We start from the raw sequence: 15,917 nt of genomic DNA on the forward strand, positions 1-15,917 counted from the left end.
CCCCCCCCCCCCCCCCCCCCCCCCCCCCCCCCCCCCCCCCCCCCCCCCCCCCCCCCCCCCTCCACCCCCCCCCCCCCCCCCACCACCACCCATGTCGTGGTTCGTCGGCAGCGTCAGATGTGTATAAGAGACAGTCGATGTTGTGCGTATTGATTGCTTGGGCAATGCGTTTGCGACTAAACTTGAGCTGTGCGTAATAGGTAATGGTATTGTAACAGGTAAGCCTTGTTTCGGTTGTGCCAAATTCTGCCTTCAATATCCGATGGAGGGCTTCGTCAACGTAATTAAGCCTCAATAGCAGACTTAAGCAAAAGGCAACTATTTTGGGACTGTACACCAATTGGTGAAAAATCCTGTTCACCATAAAATTGGTCCCGCCAAGCATCAACAGCCTATTGGGCTCTATGCCATCAGGTGCTATCAGATAGGCAGCCGAAATCCGATGTGGCAGGTTGTCGATTAAACAAAGGGCCATCCTAGTACCGAGGCTATAAGATAACAAAGCTACTTTTTCAGTCTGGGGAAATTCGGAATCAATAAACTGATCGATATGGGAGGCAAATTCCTTGGCATTCACCCCTTTTCGGATTTGATGAACCGAATTATCGTTAAGGCACGTTTGACCATGAAAAAACAGATCGAAACTAATGATGCGATATTTTTGGCCGAAAGCTTCTTCAAGCACCTTAAATTGGGTACCACGCATGCCAAAACCATGAAAGGCCAGCAAGACTTCCTGACCGTTTCCATACTCGTGGTAATACAGACGGCTTGATCCGGTGTTAAAAAAAGGCATATTTTAGTTCAGTTTCTCGGTAAGCAGGCGCATTTCGATATTTGGCGAGTGCTTTTCGTACAAAACCGCATATACTGCCCTGGCAATAGGCATGTCTACCTTGTATTTTTTGTTGATGTGGTGCATGCAACTCGATGCATAATAGCCCTCGGCCACCATATTCATTTCGAGTTGGGCCGATTTTACGGTATAGCCCTTGCCAATCATGTTGCCAAAAGTACGGTTGCGGCTAAACTGCGAGTAGGCCGTTACCAATAAATCGCCCAGATAGGCCGATTCTTTGATATCGCGGTCAATGGGATGCACGGCATCTACAAAATCCTTGATTTCTCGAATGGCATTGGAGATGAGCACGGCCTGAAAATTATCGCCATAACCTACGCCATGGCAAATGCCGCTGGCCACCGCATAAATATTCTTCAAAACCGCCGCATATTCTGTTCCGAAAATATCGTCAGATACATTGGTTTTGATATACCTGGTACCCAACAGCTTGGCAAAATAATCGGCTTGTGCCACATCGGTGCTGGCAATGGTCAAGTACGATAGCTTTTCGAGCGCCACCTCTTCGGCATGGCAAGGCCCACTGATCACTAAAATATCGTTTAACGGCACTTCGAACTTCTGGTGCATAAATTCGCCGATGATGAGGTTTTCATCGGGCACAATTCCCTTGATGGCCGATACGATTTTCTTGCCTTTCAAATCGGCCGGACTTACGCCTTTTAGGCTTTCCTTTAAAAAAGCTGCAGGCACATTGAGCACCAGGTAGTCTGCCTGTTTGATAATGGCATGGATATCGGCCGAAATATTGTTGGCAGGCACCTTGATCTCGACAGAACTGAGGTAGTTGGGGTTATGTTTAAACGCCTTGATATGGGCGATGGCTTCTTCATTGCGCATCCACCAGAAAATTTCCTTTTCCGAGAAGTTATCAGACAGCATCTTAATGATAGCTGTTGCCCAGCTTCCGCCACCAATCATTGCAATTTTAGGTATCATAAGCGATTAAAAGTTATCTAACGAACTTAAGCAAAACTGTGCTAAAGACAAAAGGTTTAAAGTAAATGCCTCATGCACTTACTTTAAACCTTATCTTTTTCAAAAATACCTAATTATTGCGAGTTTGGGAACTTACTTTTTCCCGTCGGCGCTAAATAGCTTATCCTTAGTGGTTTTCTCTACCTTCAATCCGTCAGACAACTTGTTTTGAATGGCCGAGTAAGGACCTGAAACAATTTCCTGGTTGGCTTTAAGGCCCGATTTGACGATGATATACTGATCGTTTTGGATGCCCGTTGTCACCTCGGTCTTTTTAACCGTGCTGGTTTTGCTATCAAAAAGGTATACATATTGTTTTACCTTTTTATCGTTGAGCTTGGCTTTTTGCTTATCTGCGTTCTGGTCGTTGCCACTGGTCATCGGATCTGCCGATTTATCTTTATCGGCAGTAAATACCGCTTGGATTGGAACGGCCAAACCGGTTACCGATTCGCTTTCGATATCAACCGTAGCCGAAAGTCCTGGTCTGAATGGCGAAGGCAAATCTTTGGCACCGCCTTTTACTTGGCTGTACGAATCGGGCAGCAAACGCACTTTAACAGAAAAGTTGGTCACCTGGTCTACCGATGAAGAAGTTGCGGTACCTACACTGGTTGACGAACTGGCAATTTCTGTTACCACACCTTTGAATTTCTTGTCGGCAAAGGCATCAACCTCAACTATGGCGCTATCGCCTACATTTACGCGGTTGATGTCGTTTTCGTTCACATCAACGTTAACTTCCATGGTATTGAGGTTAGATATACGCATGATTTCGGTACCAGCATTTTGAGATGTACCCAAAATACGGTCGCCCAACTCGATAGAAAGTTTAGAAACTACCCCGTCAACCGGTGAGTAAATTGTTGTTTTGGCTAAATTGGCTCCCGCCTCTTTGACGTTTGCACCTGATTGCTCTAAATCAAATTTAGCACCAGTAACAGCCTCTCTTGCACTTGCCAACAAAGCTTTGGCGGACAGATAAGAAGCTTTGGCTGCATCGAATTCTGATGCTGAGATTACTTTTTTATTGTACAGTTCTACGTTTCGCTTGTAAGTGGCTTCAATATTTGCAAAATTGGCTTCGCTTTGTGCTAAGGACTGTTGTGCCGAAGCTACCCTAGCCTTTTGAGAACTGTAAGAAGCTACTGCTCTTTCATAGCCCGATTGCAATACGTCTGGCCTTACTTTACAAAGCAACTGGCCTTTTTTAACGACGTCGCCTTCTTTTACCAAAAGTTCGGTTACCTCTCCAGAAACTTCAGAGCTCAATTTAACTTCTACTTCGGGCTGTATTTTGCCACTAGCGGTTACGGTTTCAACAACTTTTTTGTCGCCTGCTTTCTCTACGGTTACCTTTTCGATTTGTTTTCCACCAATAAGGCCGGTCATTTTTGCTACTGCAATGAGTACAATTAATATACCGACGCCAATTAAAATGTGCTTAAGTTTCATAATTATGGATAAGTAATGTTTGTTTTCGGGTTAAAATATAATCTGTTTGCCCAAATAATAGTCGATCACCTTCGACCTGAACAACAAGTCGTATTTAGCCTGGATCATATCTATTTCGGCTTTGTTTTTATTGGTTAAAGCGGTGCTGTAGTCAAGCGAGTTCACCAAACCTACATTGTAGCGTTGCTCAATGACATAATAGGCATCTTTTTGGGCCTGGAAAGCATTGGTCGTCGATTCGTAACGGCTTTGCGCAGCTTTTAAATCGGCAACCGCCTGATAAATTACCTTATTGAGGTTATTTTTAGTCAATTGTTCCTGCGTTTCGGTCTGCATCAGGTTGATACGGGCCCTTTTTACGCTGTATTTGGCTTGCAGGCCATTAAAGATGGGAATAGACAGGTTTAAGCCTACGCCTTTAGAAATGTTGTTTTTCAGCTGTTCTTTAAAAGTATCGTTTGGCAAGGTCGAGTTGTAGTTGTAGAAATAGCTTGTGCCGTAACTGCCACTGAGTGATAAACGCGGATATAAATTGCCTTTGGCTACATCGACGCCGATTTTGGCAGCCGCTGTTCTTTGCTGACCTAATTTAACATCAGGAAAGTTATTCAATGCTTTTTGGTAAATGCCTTCCGCATCGAAATCGGTACCTGGCTGGGTAAAGCTTTCGATGGCAGGTGCCTGTACATCATATTTGGTTGATGAAGGAATATCCATCAGCTGTGCCAAGGTCAGGTACGAAATAGACAAGGTATTGAGTGCACTGGTTACATTCAGCTCTGCCGTTGCCACCTGCGATTTGGCTTGCGACAAATCGGCTAGGGTTTTGTTGCCTACATCCAACAATTGCTGTTGCTGGTTAAGCTGTTGCTTGGCAACCGTGAGTTGGTCTTCGGCAGTTTTTAGGAAATCTTTATTATACAAAATCTGCAGGTAGGCTGTAATAACCTGCAAAATCAAATCGTTCTTTATTTTTTCGGTATTGGTTTTATCGGCATCCAGCAACAATTTGTTCTGTTTGATTTGGTTCAGCTTAGCAAAACCGCTAAACAGGTCTACGCCAGTGCTTACACTTGCGCCCAAGTTGTAGTTTTGGGTATTCAGGTACAAACCCGATGCCACCTGGTTACGTCCCCAACCCATGTTTTGATTAACGCCAGCATTTAAAGTTGGATATAATGCCAATTTAGATTGCTTTAAAGTTACGTCGGATAAGCTCTCTGTAAATTGCGACTGTTTAACCTGAAGGTTGTTCTTTAGGGTATTTTCTACCGCCTGCTTAATCGTAATCACTTCTTGAGAAGCGGCTTTTTGGCCCAGTCCAAGCATAGCGGCGAAGGAGAAAATAAAAGTAAGCTTTGCTAAAGAGCTGTAATTGGCAACTTGTTTCATAAAAATTTGTTTCACAATAATAAATAAACAATTAATCGAATTTTGTAAATTTTTAAGTACAGCCTAAATGTTTACTTTTGGACATGTACCTGGTTAAATCTCCACTCCTACTCAAATGGTATTACCCATCTTTAACATGGAACAAGTCCCGCTCGGAAAAAACTGTTTATTTAACCTTTGACGACGGACCCATACCCAATGTTACAGACTTTGTATTAAATACTTTAAAAAGCTACGGCATAAAGGCCACTTTCTTTTGTATTGGCGACAATATTATAAAGCATCCCGCTATTTTTGAGCGTCTTAAAAACGAAGGCCACGCCATAGGAAACCATACCTTTAACCATTTAAAAGGTTGGGAAACCGACGACAAAACCTACATTGACAATTGGCTGCAGTGCCAGCAACTTACCCAGACCTATCTTTTCAGGCCGCCTTACGGCAGGATCAAAAAGAGCCAGATCGGCAAGATACAAGCTTTGGCTAAGAGTTCCCGGTTTACAGTTTCTGGTTCGCAGTCTTCAGCTGGAGAATCTCAAACCACCAGCCGCCAATTGCAAATTGTAATGTGGGATGTGCTGAGTGGCGATTTCGATGTTACGCTAAGCCCCGACAAATGCTATCAAAATGTAATCCGCCATACAAAAAACGGGGCCATCATTGTTTTTCACGACAGTTTAAAAGCCTTTGACCGTTTACAATACGCTTTACCCAAAACCATCCAGTATTTGAGCGATAAAGGTTACCAATTTGGTACGCTATGAAGCATACAGCCCAGAGCCAAGTTTATGCCAAAGCAAAAACACGTGCTCAACAAACTGAATTACAATAGATTAACCCATAAACACTTTAATCTACTGTTCATAAATGCACAAAAACGTTCGATAATGGACAGTAACTCTATTGAGAACCGCACCATTCGTCATTGACTTTGGAGAAATACGCCAGTAAGGCGCATCAGGCATCGAGATGGCAGTGGCCCAGCCTTCGATTTTCCACCTTCAGCCCTACACCTTCAGCTCCTACATTATTTAGAACATTTCCAAATAATATTAGGAGATACAGATGATATCTTTAAGCCTATTTTTTTTGTAAATTCGCTACCAATTAGACGAATAGATTACCTTTTAACACCAATTATCAATGGCTTTTGATATAGAAATGATTAAAAAGGTGTATGCAAACTTTGGCAGTCGTGTAGAAGCGGCCCGTAAAGTAGTTGGCAGGCCTTTAACACTTTCAGAAAAAATATTATACGCACACCTTTGGGACGGCAATGCCAATACGGCATTTGTTCGCGGTACCGATTATGTAGACTTTGCTCCAGACAGGGTAGCGATGCAGGATGCGACGGCGCAAATGGCGCTTTTGCAGTTTATGCAAGCCGGCAGACCAAAAGTTGCCGTGCCTTCTACGGTACACTGCGACCACTTGATTACCGCAAAATCGGGTGCCGAGATCGATTTGCCTCACGCAAAAACTGAAAGTGCCGAAGTTTTCGATTTCTTGTCATCAGTATCTAACAAATACGGCATTGGTTTCTGGAAACCAGGTGCTGGGATCATCCACCAAGTGGTTTTAGAAAACTACGCCTTCCCGGGCGGTATGATGATCGGTACCGATAGCCATACGGTAAACGCCGGTGGTTTGGGCATGGTGGCCATTGGTGTTGGCGGTGCCGATGCCTGCGATGTGATGGCCGGATTGCCTTGGGAGCTTAAATTCCCTAAATTGATCGGTGTAAAACTAACCGGCAAATTAAGTGGCTGGACTTCGGCCAAAGATGTGATTTTAAAAGTAGCGGGTATCTTAACCGTAAAAGGTGGTACCGGAGCTATTGTTGAATATTTTGGCGACGGCGCAGAAAACCTGAGCTGTACCGGCAAAGGCACCATTTGTAACATGGGTGCCGAAATTGGCGCTACCACCTCTACCTTTGGCTACGATGCCAGCATGGAGCGTTATTTACGCGCAACCAACCGTGCAGAAGTGGCCGATTTGGCCAATGGCATTGCCTCTTACTTAACCGGCGACCCAGAAGTTTACGCCGATCCGGAGAAATACTTTGATCAATTGATCGAAATCAACCTATCTGAATTGGAGCCTTATTTGAACGGTCCCTTTACACCAGATTTGGCTACCCCTATTTCGCAGATGAAAGAAGTGGCCGCCGCCAATGGCTGGCCAACCAAGGTTGAGTGGGGCTTGATCGGTTCTTGCACCAACTCTTCGTACGAAGATTTGTCGCGCGCAGCTTCTATTGCCCAACAGGCAATTGACAAGGGCTTGGCCAAAAAAGCTGAATTTGGGATCAATCCAGGTTCTGAACAAGTACGCTACACTGCTAACCGCGATGGCTTATTGGCTACTTTCGAGAATCTTGACGCCACCATTTTCACCAACGCCTGTGGCCCGTGCATCGGGATGTGGGATCGTGTAGGTGCCGAAAAACAAGAAAAAAACACCATTGTACACTCGTTTAACAGAAACTTTGCTAAACGTGCCGATGGCAACCCGAATACTTTTGCTTTTGTAACCTCGCCAGAAATCGTAGCCGCTTTGGCTATTGCCGGCGACTTGGGCTTCAACCCATTAACCGATACCCTCACCAACGATAAAGGCGAACAAGTAAAACTAGATGAACCTACCGGTTGGGAATTGCCAACCAAAGGCTTCGCAGTTGATGATGCCGGTTATCAGGCGCCTGCCGAAGATGGTTCCAGCGTTCAGGTTTTGGTTTCGCCAACTTCGCACCGTTTGCAATTGTTAGATCCTTTTGCGGCTTGGGAAGGTACCGACCTGAAAGGCCTGAAATTGCTGATCAAAGCCAAAGGCAAATGTACAACCGACCATATTTCCATGGCTGGTCCGTGGTTGAAATTTAGAGGCCACTTAGACAACATTTCGAACAATATGTTGATCGGTGCGGTAAACTATTTTAACGACAAGACAGACAGCGTTAAAAACGAATTGACCGGCGAATATGGTCCGGTACCAGCTACCCAACGTGCTTACAAAGCTGCGGGTTTAGGCTCGGTAGTGGTGGGCGATGAAAACTATGGCGAAGGTTCGTCACGTGAGCACGCGGCCATGGAGCCACGCCACTTGGGTGTTCGTGCCGTATTGGTAAAATCTTTTGCCCGTATACACGAAACCAATTTGAAAAAACAAGGTATGTTGGCTTTAACCTTCGCCAATAAAGAAGATTACGATAAAATTAAAGAAGACGATACCTTAGATATTATTGGCTTGACTACGTTTGCGCCTAATGTTCCTTTACAAATGGTATTGCACCATGCAGATGGCACACAAGAAACCATTACGGTTAACCACAGCTATAATGCCCAACAAATTGATTGGTTTAAAGCTGGTGGCGCCTTGAACATTATCCGTAGAGAAGCGGCCGCTAAAGCGGCGCAAGCCTGATACTAAAGGTTGAAGGCGGAAGGTTAAGGTCATAAGCTTGAAAACCTCCGTCTGGATAGCTGATATTCATAAAAAATCCCGTTTCGAAATCGAAACGGGATTTTTTTATAGGATGTTTGTATTGTATCCATTTACCATGGACTAGCCATTACTCTTCTTCTGTTAATGTATCGGTATTGTTCAAAAATTCGGTTATGGCTTGTACTTCGTTTTCAAATACGTGCAATTGAATACCACTGATTGAAGTGTCAAATACAGGATAAACCAAAGCTGCGTTTTCGCCGGTAAGGAAACAGTTAAATCCGGCATCCTTTAATTTAGCGGCTACAATGTTGGCCTCCATTGGGCTTTCGAAAGTTTTATAAACTACAATTTTATCGTCCATACTACAAAGTTAATAAACTAACTTCGCTTTGCCGTCAACACAGGCCACACTTTTGGGCAAAACAATCATGGGGCACATTGGCCCTTTATTCCATTTCACATCAAAAGCTTCTTTTTTTCTCACATAACCGGCGATCTTTTTAATTAATTCCTGTACATCCACCTTCTTATCGTAGGCGATATATCCAATCGGTCCATTACAAGAACTTGATGTCATTGCTAAAATGCCCCATTCGGTGTTGCCATCGCAATCCCTTTGGCCCGAAAATTTTTCGACTTCTATTTTTAGCCTGTCCAAATCGGCTTCGTCATTGCTCCTTGATCCCTGAAAATCTTTTTCTTCGCAACTTGCCAAAGCAAGCAAAAACATCAAAAAGGCTCCAAGATAGAAGTTTTTTAACAAAGGATATTTCATAATTACACCATTAAAAACATAAACCTCAAGTTATGTAAAGTAATTCAGATTGCCGTTATCGGCTAATATATTTTAATTGTTGTAAATCAGCTTCGCTTTGCCCTCAATGCAGGCTACCATCAGACGTTACATGCCATTTCACATTAAAGGCTTTTGCTTTTGGTTTATAGAGCGCTACTTTTTTAGGGAACAGTTCTATATCTAATTTCCTTGTTGAAGGCAATGTATTCTGCCGGACCGCCACAAGCCTTTTCGCAATAGCCGTAATGCCCACTCTGTAGCAGCATCGCAATTGCTTTGCCCCGACAGTTTTTCGATTTCTATCGATAACCCAATGGACATGATGAAAACTGTTTAATTCTTAACCACCACTTTAACTTCAGTAGTATCTTTTGGCAAGGTTGGCACCTGGTAATTACCTGAATCAATCTTTACCTTGGGAAATGTTTTTTTGAGGCTGTTCCAATCGGTTCGCTGTACCTGTGTTTGGTAAAGATAGATATACTGTAGTTTTTTAAGTCCGCTGAGTTGTGCCACGCCTTTTGCCGTTACTTTTGTACCTACCAGACTCAAAGATTGTAGCTGATCTAACGATTTTAGATTGGCCAAACCAGCGTCGGTAATTTTGCTATTGTTCAGACTTAATCGGCTAATGTTTTTGCAATCTTTCAAACCTTTTAAAGTGGCATCGTTGGCTAAAGGATGATCAAGCTTTACCCAGATCAGTTGCTTTTTAATGGCCTTGATCTTGTCCATTACCGTATCGGCCAGCGAAACCGCATTGATAAAATTGGCGCTTAAATAATTACTGTTTTGGGCTACCGGAACAACCATTATACCGGCATTTTTCAAAGTTTTCAGTGCTCTCTCCTCTGCAGCACCTACTTCTTTCTCCGGAATAAGGCTCAGTTTATTTTCGGAAGTGGTTGCAGTCCCTTTTTGGAGGGCGAGCAAAATTGGTTTGATGTTTTCGGGTTGGCTCAACTCTTTAACTTTCTTGTTAAACGGGGCTCCATTATTGATCCACCATTTTAAAAGCTCTATTTCATTGGCTGTTAATTGCGGTTTTTCTTTAGGCGCCATGTGGTCTTCATTGCTGATAGGCAACAGTAGGCGTTTGATCAATTCACTTTCATCGGCTTTGCCCGGTACAACTGTATGACCACCTTCTCCTCCTTTTAAAATAAACTCTTGTGCATCGAGCCTTAACTTGCCTTTTTGTTTTTCGCTGCCATGGCAGCTGTAGCATCTATTTTTAAGCAAGGGCTGAACGGCGGCTTCGTAAATCAATGCTTCTTGGATATTTGGAATCGGCGGAATGGCGGCCGTGTTTTTTGATCCGCCTTCTTTTAACGGAGCCGATAAGTAATCGGAACCGTGGGTTAATGAGCCTCCCAAGTGCCCGGTAATAGAAATCAACACGATAAGCGCCAAAGCCGTAATGCCCGAAATCTTGTTGGATTTGGCATATTTGTGAACGAGCAGCAACAGCAGCGAAATCACCGCCGTAGCGATACCCATCCATTGATGATTGCCAACCAATTTGCCATCATAATCGCCACTTTGGGCCAACAAATAACCGGTGATGCAAGAAAACACTGCACCTAGCATGCCCAAAAACAACGTAATGCCGATGGCAGGCTTTAACGTTTCGAATTTCGGACTTAGGCTCAGCAACAGGAAAAGACACGCGATTAATAAAATTCCGATGGGCAAATGCACCAATACGGGGTGAAAACGACCTAATAATTCGAGCATGCTACTGGTATCTTTTCCTTAACAAATTCATCATGTACACATTAATAGCCCATTGATCGGCCAAGGGTTGGCGGGTATAGGGCAAGGCGGGCATGTAATCTACAGGTCCAAATTCGGTAAGAATGGTCATGCGTTCGCCTTGTCGCTTTTTACGTTCGATGATTTTGTCCCACCAAGCCAGGTGTGCCTTCACCACGTTCTCCCATTCGGGTGCCCTCGGATCGTTTACCTGGGGGCCTTCGGCATGGCCAATTCTCGAATGGATGTGTTCGGCACGCGACAACAGGAAATCTACCGTTTCTTTCTGGTCGGCCAGCAAGCTCTCGTGCACATTGCACCAATGCGAAATATCGAGTGTTAAACGCAAATCGGGGTTTCTTTCGGCAAAATCCTTGCTGATGTGGGCCGCAAATAGCATACGGCTCCGGTGTGTTTCGTGATAAATGGGAATACCCGTGGCTTTTGTTTTGGCCGTGGTATAATCGATAAATTGTTTGTTCTGCTCGTAGGTGAAATAATCCCTGCCCGAGTGGCAATTGACATACACCGGCTGCTGATAGGGATTGGCACAAATGGCATCTAAGTTTTTCTTGAAAAGCGCCAAATGCTCAGTTAAATTGGCTTGATAGCCCGCACAGAGGAAACCTATTTGCAACTTATGCTTTTTTACGGCATCAAACAATGCTTTTTGATCATCGGCTTTATCTGGCCACCAGACTTCTATACCTTCGTAGCCTTCTTTTTTAGCCGCAGCGCAAAATTCGTCCCGACTACCGGCAAAACCCCAATCGGTTTGCATAAACAGCAATTCATAGCCAGCTTTGGCCTCGATGCGAGGCATTTCACGGGCAGCTAGTTCGGCCAGCGGATTTAACAGGCTTACGGCCGTTAATGCGGTGGTATGCTTTAAAAAGTTTCTTCTGGTTTGCGCCATGTTTGGATGTTAAAATGATTGAATAGGTAAGTGAAAGAATAATTTTTGGGTTAAGCAATAATTTCATTGATTACTTTGCCGCTCACATCGGTAAGCCTAAATGGCCTGCCCTGAAACGGATAGGTAAATTCTTCGTGGTTAAATCCAAGTTGGTTTAAGATGGTGGCCTGTACATCGAAGGCATCAACTTTGCCGCTGATGGCACTATAACCTATTTCGTCGGTTTCGCCATGGGTAAAGCCTTTTTTGATGCCTCCGCCTGCCATCCAAATGGTAAAAGCTTCGGTATGGTGGTCTCTCCCTTTGAATGGGTTCTGTACGCCATTGCGGTTTTCCATCATCGGTGTACGGCCAAATTCGCCGCCCCATACCACTAGGGTTTCTTCCAACAGGCCCCTTTGCTTCAAATCGAGCAGCAAGGCGGTAATAGGCTTATCAATGCTCCTGCATTTATTTTTTAGGCCGATATTGAGCGAATTGGTCGGATTATCGCCATGGGCATCCCAACCCCAATCGAACAGCTGAATGTAGCGCACGCCTTTTTCTACCAGTTTGCGCGCCAGCAACACATTATTGGCAAAGCAGGCCTTACCCGGTTGCGTGCCGTACATTTCGTGGATGTAGGCTGGCTCGTCGTTAATGTTCATGACTTCCGGAGCGGCAATTTGCATGCGGTAAGCCATTTCATATTGTGCAATGCGCGATAGGATTTCCGGGTCGTTGTACTCTTGGTATTGCTGTTCGTTGGCCTTGTTAATGGCTTCGATAGAGGCTTTTCTCAAATCGCGGTTCATTCCGTCGGGATCTTTGATAAACAACACCGGATCGCCTTCGCTTCTACACTGTACGCCTTGGTAAACAGACGGCAAAAACCCGCTGCCCCAAACACTCTTACCTGCATCAGGAAAACTGCCGCCGCTGGTCAGCACCACATAACCCGGCAAATTCTGATTTTCGGTTCCCAAACCGTAAGTTACCCAGCTGCCAATGCTTGGCCTGCCCAAACGTGGACTGCCCGTGTGCACCAGCAACTGAGCCGGCGCATGGTTAAACTGGTCTGTTTTAACGGCTTTTAAGAAACTAACCTCATCGGCCATGGTCGCAAAATGGGGCAGGTTTTCGCTAATGGTTGCGCCACTTTGGCCATGTTGGGCAAATTGTGCCTGTGGCCCCAGCATTTTGGGCACACCGGTAATAAAAGCAAATTTCTTTCCGGCCAATAGCGAAGGCGGACAATCCTGGCCATCCATTTTCATCAGTTCGGGCTTGTAATCGAATAATTCCAATTGTGAAGGCGCACCAGCCATGTGCAGGTAGATTACGCTTCTGGCCTTGCCCACAAAAGGCGGCGACTTGGGCAATAGCGGATGGGCTGGATCATAGCTGATTTGGGTTTGTGGCTTGCTAAACAGGCCACCGCAACTTCCCAATAAGGAACCCATGGCCAATGCACCTAGTCCAAAGGCGCTTTCCTTTAAAAAATGTCTTCGGCTTAAGCCGCTCAACATAGCTTCTTGGGCTTCTTTAACCAATCTATGGGCATTCAGTTCGTCTCTGGTCATGTTTCTTTAGTTTTTGGTTACCACTTCGTCTAAATTGAGCATGGCATTGGCCACCAATACCAGGGCGGCGGATTCGGGTTTCGCGGCTTGTTGTTTATCGCCGATTAATGCCGAAGCCGCCTTCGTATCTTTTTTAAAGGTTGCCAACGCCTTGGCATATAAATCTTCAAATACCTTTAACCTGTTGGCAGGAATAGGCTTATACAAAATCACCGAGTAGCCTTGTGCAATCTGATGGGCTATGTTGCGACCTCCCGACTGCTGCATGCGCGAGGCGAAATGCCTGGCCATGTCTACATAAACCGAATCGTTGAGGGTAACCAGGGCTTGCAAAGGCGTGTTGGTTCGTATGCGCCTCGGACTGCACACTACGCGCGATGCCCCATCAAAAGCGATAGCCGATGGATAAGGGGCCGTGCGTTTCCAATAGGTATAAATTCCCCTTCTATACTGGTCTTCGCCATTGCTTTTGATCCATTTGGCCCCATTGTAGGGCGAAAACCAAATGCCTTCAGGTTGCCAAGGCATGACTGGCGGACCATACATTTTGGCACTGAGCACCCCGCTAATGGCCAGACCCTGATCGCGGACCTGTTCGGCACTGAGCCTAACCCTTGCTCCTCTCGCATAAAATTTATTGAAGAGGTCTTTTTCCTTGAGCTCTTCCGAAACTTTCGAATCCTGCCGGTAAGTGGCCGTCATTACCATTTCCCTGAGCATTTTTTTTACGCTCCAGTTGTAGGAATTCATAAACTGATAGGCCATATAGTCAAGCAGTTCCTGATGTGTTGGCGGCATGCCCTGCGTGCCCATATCTTCGAGCGTTTCGACCAAGCCTGTGCCAAACAGCTGTTCCCAAAGCCTGTTAACCATGGTTCGCGATACCAAGGGATTGCGCTTGTCGGTTAACCACATGGCCAAACCCATTCTGTTGTTAGGTGCATTTTTAGGCATGGCAAAAGCGAGCGAATGCGGTACACCTTCCTTTACTTCCTTGCCTTTTGAAGTCCAGGCGCCACGTTCGAACACGTAGTTTTTGCGGCGCATAGCCATAGGGTTTTCCACCATAATCGGTGTAGTAGGCACGTTGGCATTCAGCAAATTGTTGAAAGTTTTTTGATAAGCCACGTAGCCGGGCTGGCCTTTTCCTGGAAATTGTGGGGCAAAATGAAACCAATCGAAAAAGACCGTAAACTCGTCGGGATTTTTGATTGCAGGATTGCTGTAGCTCAGGTACACATCGTGAATACCGTGCTGCATCTTAAAATCGACAGCTACATTTTGATAGCCCGGGCCTGTAGCCAATGGCCACGAAACCAGTAAGGGGCCGTTTGGCGAATCGATATGGAGGCTCATCTTTCCTCCTGGTTTATTGGTATTGTACCTGAAAATCAGCTGATCTGCTTGGTTCAAATCAACCGCTTTTAAACGGGCCACGGCATTGTTCTTAAAAAACAAAGCGATGTTGTTATTGCCGATCACCGCATTTTTCAGCTCATCGGCCGTAGTAGAGTTAATAGCTGGCTGTCCGGTTTTTAGAAACAGGCTGATGGCTTTGGCTCTTTGCGGTGTGGCTACCTGGGCCACCCAGTTTTCGAGTTGCTTCAGCTCGCGGCTCAGCGAATCGTTAAATTGTTTGAGCAAAGGATATTCTGCGGGTACGTCTTCGTCTCTGGTATTGTTAAAATACGACATGAACTGGTAGTATTCGTCGTGCTTAAAAGGATCGTAAGGATGGCTGTGGCACTGCACACAAGCAAAAGTGGTGCTCATGAGCCCTTCCCAAGTTGCGTTTACCCTATCGAGTACCGCCGCGGTGCGAAATTCTTCGTTATTGGTACCGCCCTCGTCGTTGGTTGGCGTATTGCGGCTAAAAGCAGTTGCGATATATTGCGCATCAGTAGGATTAGGCAACAAATCGCCGGCTACCTGTTCGGTCACAAACTGATTATAGGGCATATCGCTGTTAAAAGCCTTGATTACCCAATCTCGGTAGGCCCAAATGTTACGGTTGGGATCTGATTCGTAGCCTTTGGTGTCGGCGTACCGGGCGATATCGAGCCACATGGAAGCCCAGCGCTCGCCAAAGCGCGACGAAGCCAGCAGCGAATCAACCAGCAACTGATAGGCTTTTGTTTCGTCTTTGCCATTCAGGTACAAATTGGCCAGTTTTTCTGAAGGCAAGGTACCGATCAGGTCTAAGCTAACCCTTCGCAACAGGGTAGCCCGATCGGCCTGTGGCGAGGGTTTGAGTTTGTTTTCTTCGAGTTTGGCATAAATGAATTTATCGATGCCGTTACGTACCCAGTTGTTATCTACATCAGGCAAAGGTGTCGGCTTTACAGGCACATAAGCCCAATGATTGCCCCATTTGGCACCTTGTTTAACCCAGGCACTTAAAATATCTATTTCGTTTTTGCTCAACGCCTCGTGTTTATAGGGCATCCGCTGTTCAGGATCGTCTGTTTGTAGGCGTTTAATAAATTCGCTTTCCTCTGGATGACCTGGAACAATGGCAGGCTTGCCACTTTTGGTAGCTGCTAGGGCTTCTTCGCGAAACAATACGCTAAAGCCACCCTGCTGCTTTACGCCACCATGGCAACTGATGCATTTTTTGTTGAGGATAGGCTTTACATCCGCATTGAAATCAATCTGCTTTTCGGCAGAAAACAAGGAGAAGGCAACCAAGGCTGTGGCCGTTACAAAAACTGCGGCCAAAAGCATTTTTTTTTGTGATAGCATAAACAATTTCGT

12 protein-coding genes are annotated in these 15,917 nt (G+C 45.3%); 2 read left to right on the top strand and 10 right to left on the bottom strand.

Annotated elements, in window-relative coordinates; all coding sequences use genetic code 11:
• The 4 genes from JHD69_RS05790 to JHD69_RS05805 form a co-directional block, all read right to left on the bottom strand.
• Window positions 1-796, bottom strand: a 796-nt coding sequence (locus tag JHD69_RS05790; protein WP_199138243.1) for an alpha/beta fold hydrolase, incomplete at its 3' end; no start/stop codon positions are given.
• A 3-nt stretch (window positions 797-799) separates the two neighbouring features.
• Window positions 800-1,798 carry an NAD(P)H-dependent glycerol-3-phosphate dehydrogenase gene (locus JHD69_RS05795; protein WP_199138245.1) on the bottom strand — a complete coding sequence of 333 codons (999 nt, stop codon included), beginning with the start codon at window positions 1,796-1,798 and terminating at the stop codon, window positions 800-802.
• A 132-nt stretch (window positions 1,799-1,930) separates the two neighbouring features.
• A complete protein-coding gene (locus JHD69_RS05800) occupies window positions 1,931-3,292 on the bottom strand; it encodes an efflux RND transporter periplasmic adaptor subunit (RefSeq protein WP_199138247.1) in 1,362 nt (453 codons plus the stop codon).
• A 30-nt stretch (window positions 3,293-3,322) separates the two neighbouring features.
• On the bottom strand, window positions 3,323-4,684 hold the full coding sequence (locus tag JHD69_RS05805) for a TolC family protein (RefSeq protein ID WP_199138249.1): 1,362 nt from the start codon (window positions 4,682-4,684) through the stop codon (window positions 3,323-3,325).
• Between the two features lie 83 nt (window positions 4,685-4,767).
• Between JHD69_RS05805 and JHD69_RS05810 the strand changes: the two genes are divergently transcribed.
• Both JHD69_RS05810 and JHD69_RS05815 read left to right on the top strand, forming a co-directional pair.
• Window positions 4,768-5,448, top strand: a complete 681-nt coding sequence (locus tag JHD69_RS05810) for a polysaccharide deacetylase family protein (protein WP_199138251.1) — start codon at window positions 4,768-4,770, stop codon at window positions 5,446-5,448.
• A 379-nt stretch (window positions 5,449-5,827) separates the two neighbouring features.
• Window positions 5,828-8,110: an aconitate hydratase gene (locus JHD69_RS05815; RefSeq protein ID WP_199138253.1), complete on the top strand. Its 2,283-nt coding sequence runs from the start codon at window positions 5,828-5,830 to the stop codon at window positions 8,108-8,110.
• 148 nt (window positions 8,111-8,258) lie between these two features.
• Here the strand turns inward: JHD69_RS05815 and JHD69_RS05820 are convergent, their stop codons facing one another.
• The 6 genes from JHD69_RS05820 to JHD69_RS05845 all read right to left on the bottom strand — a co-directional run bounded on the left by JHD69_RS05820 (window position 8,259) and on the right by JHD69_RS05845 (window position 15,905).
• Complete coding sequence (locus tag JHD69_RS05820; protein ID WP_199138255.1) at window positions 8,259-8,495, bottom strand: hypothetical protein; 237 nt, start codon at window positions 8,493-8,495, stop codon at window positions 8,259-8,261.
• A 9-nt stretch (window positions 8,496-8,504) separates the two neighbouring features.
• A complete protein-coding gene (locus tag JHD69_RS05825; protein ID WP_199138258.1) occupies window positions 8,505-8,909 on the bottom strand; it encodes a hypothetical protein in 405 nt (134 codons plus the stop codon).
• Window positions 8,910-9,263: 354 nt separating this feature from the next.
• A complete protein-coding gene (locus JHD69_RS05830) occupies window positions 9,264-10,667 on the bottom strand; it encodes a c-type cytochrome domain-containing protein (RefSeq protein WP_199138260.1) in 1,404 nt (467 codons plus the stop codon).
• Window position 10,668: 1 nt separating this feature from the next.
• Window positions 10,669-11,601 carry a sugar phosphate isomerase/epimerase family protein gene (locus JHD69_RS05835; RefSeq protein WP_199138262.1) on the bottom strand — a complete coding sequence of 311 codons (933 nt, stop codon included), beginning with the start codon at window positions 11,599-11,601 and terminating at the stop codon, window positions 10,669-10,671.
• Between the two features lie 50 nt (window positions 11,602-11,651).
• Window positions 11,652-13,163 (bottom strand): DUF1501 domain-containing protein, encoded by a 1,512-nt coding sequence (locus tag JHD69_RS05840; RefSeq protein ID WP_199138264.1) that lies wholly within the window; start codon window positions 13,161-13,163, stop codon window positions 11,652-11,654.
• A 6-nt stretch (window positions 13,164-13,169) separates the two neighbouring features.
• Complete coding sequence (locus JHD69_RS05845) at window positions 13,170-15,905, bottom strand: DUF1553 domain-containing protein (RefSeq protein ID WP_199138266.1); 2,736 nt, start codon at window positions 15,903-15,905, stop codon at window positions 13,170-13,172.
• Window positions 15,906-15,917 lie beyond the last annotated feature (12 nt).

The sequence above is a fragment of the Pedobacter sp. ASV12 genome (assembly GCF_016429155.1).
GTDB lineage: Bacteria > Bacteroidota > Bacteroidia > Sphingobacteriales > Sphingobacteriaceae > Pedobacter.

Bases quoted from the DNA above. Each gene is read 5' to 3' on its own strand.
- JHD69_RS05795 (WP_199138245.1), bottom strand. From the start codon at position 1,798: ATGATACCTAAAATTGCAATGATTGGTGGCGGAAGCTGGGCAACAGCT.
- JHD69_RS05800 (WP_199138247.1), bottom strand. From the start codon at position 3,292: ATGAAACTTAAGCACATTTTAATTGGCGTCGGTATATTAATTGTACTC.
- JHD69_RS05805 (WP_199138249.1), bottom strand. From the start codon at position 4,684: ATGAAACAAGTTGCCAATTACAGCTCTTTAGCAAAGCTTACTTTTATT.
- JHD69_RS05810 (WP_199138251.1), top strand. From the start codon at position 4,768: ATGTACCTGGTTAAATCTCCACTCCTACTCAAATGGTATTACCCATCT.
- JHD69_RS05815 (WP_199138253.1), top strand. From the start codon at position 5,828: ATGGCTTTTGATATAGAAATGATTAAAAAGGTGTATGCAAACTTTGGC.
- JHD69_RS05820 (WP_199138255.1), bottom strand. From the start codon at position 8,495: ATGGACGATAAAATTGTAGTTTATAAAACTTTCGAAAGCCCAATGGAG.
- JHD69_RS05825 (WP_199138258.1), bottom strand. From the start codon at position 8,909: ATGAAATATCCTTTGTTAAAAAACTTCTATCTTGGAGCCTTTTTGATG.
- JHD69_RS05830 (WP_199138260.1), bottom strand. From the start codon at position 10,667: ATGCTCGAATTATTAGGTCGTTTTCACCCCGTATTGGTGCATTTGCCC.
- JHD69_RS05835 (WP_199138262.1), bottom strand. From the start codon at position 11,601: ATGGCGCAAACCAGAAGAAACTTTTTAAAGCATACCACCGCATTAACG.
- JHD69_RS05840 (WP_199138264.1), bottom strand. From the start codon at position 13,163: ATGACCAGAGACGAACTGAATGCCCATAGATTGGTTAAAGAAGCCCAA.
- JHD69_RS05845 (WP_199138266.1), bottom strand. From the start codon at position 15,905: ATGCTATCACAAAAAAAAATGCTTTTGGCCGCAGTTTTTGTAACGGCC.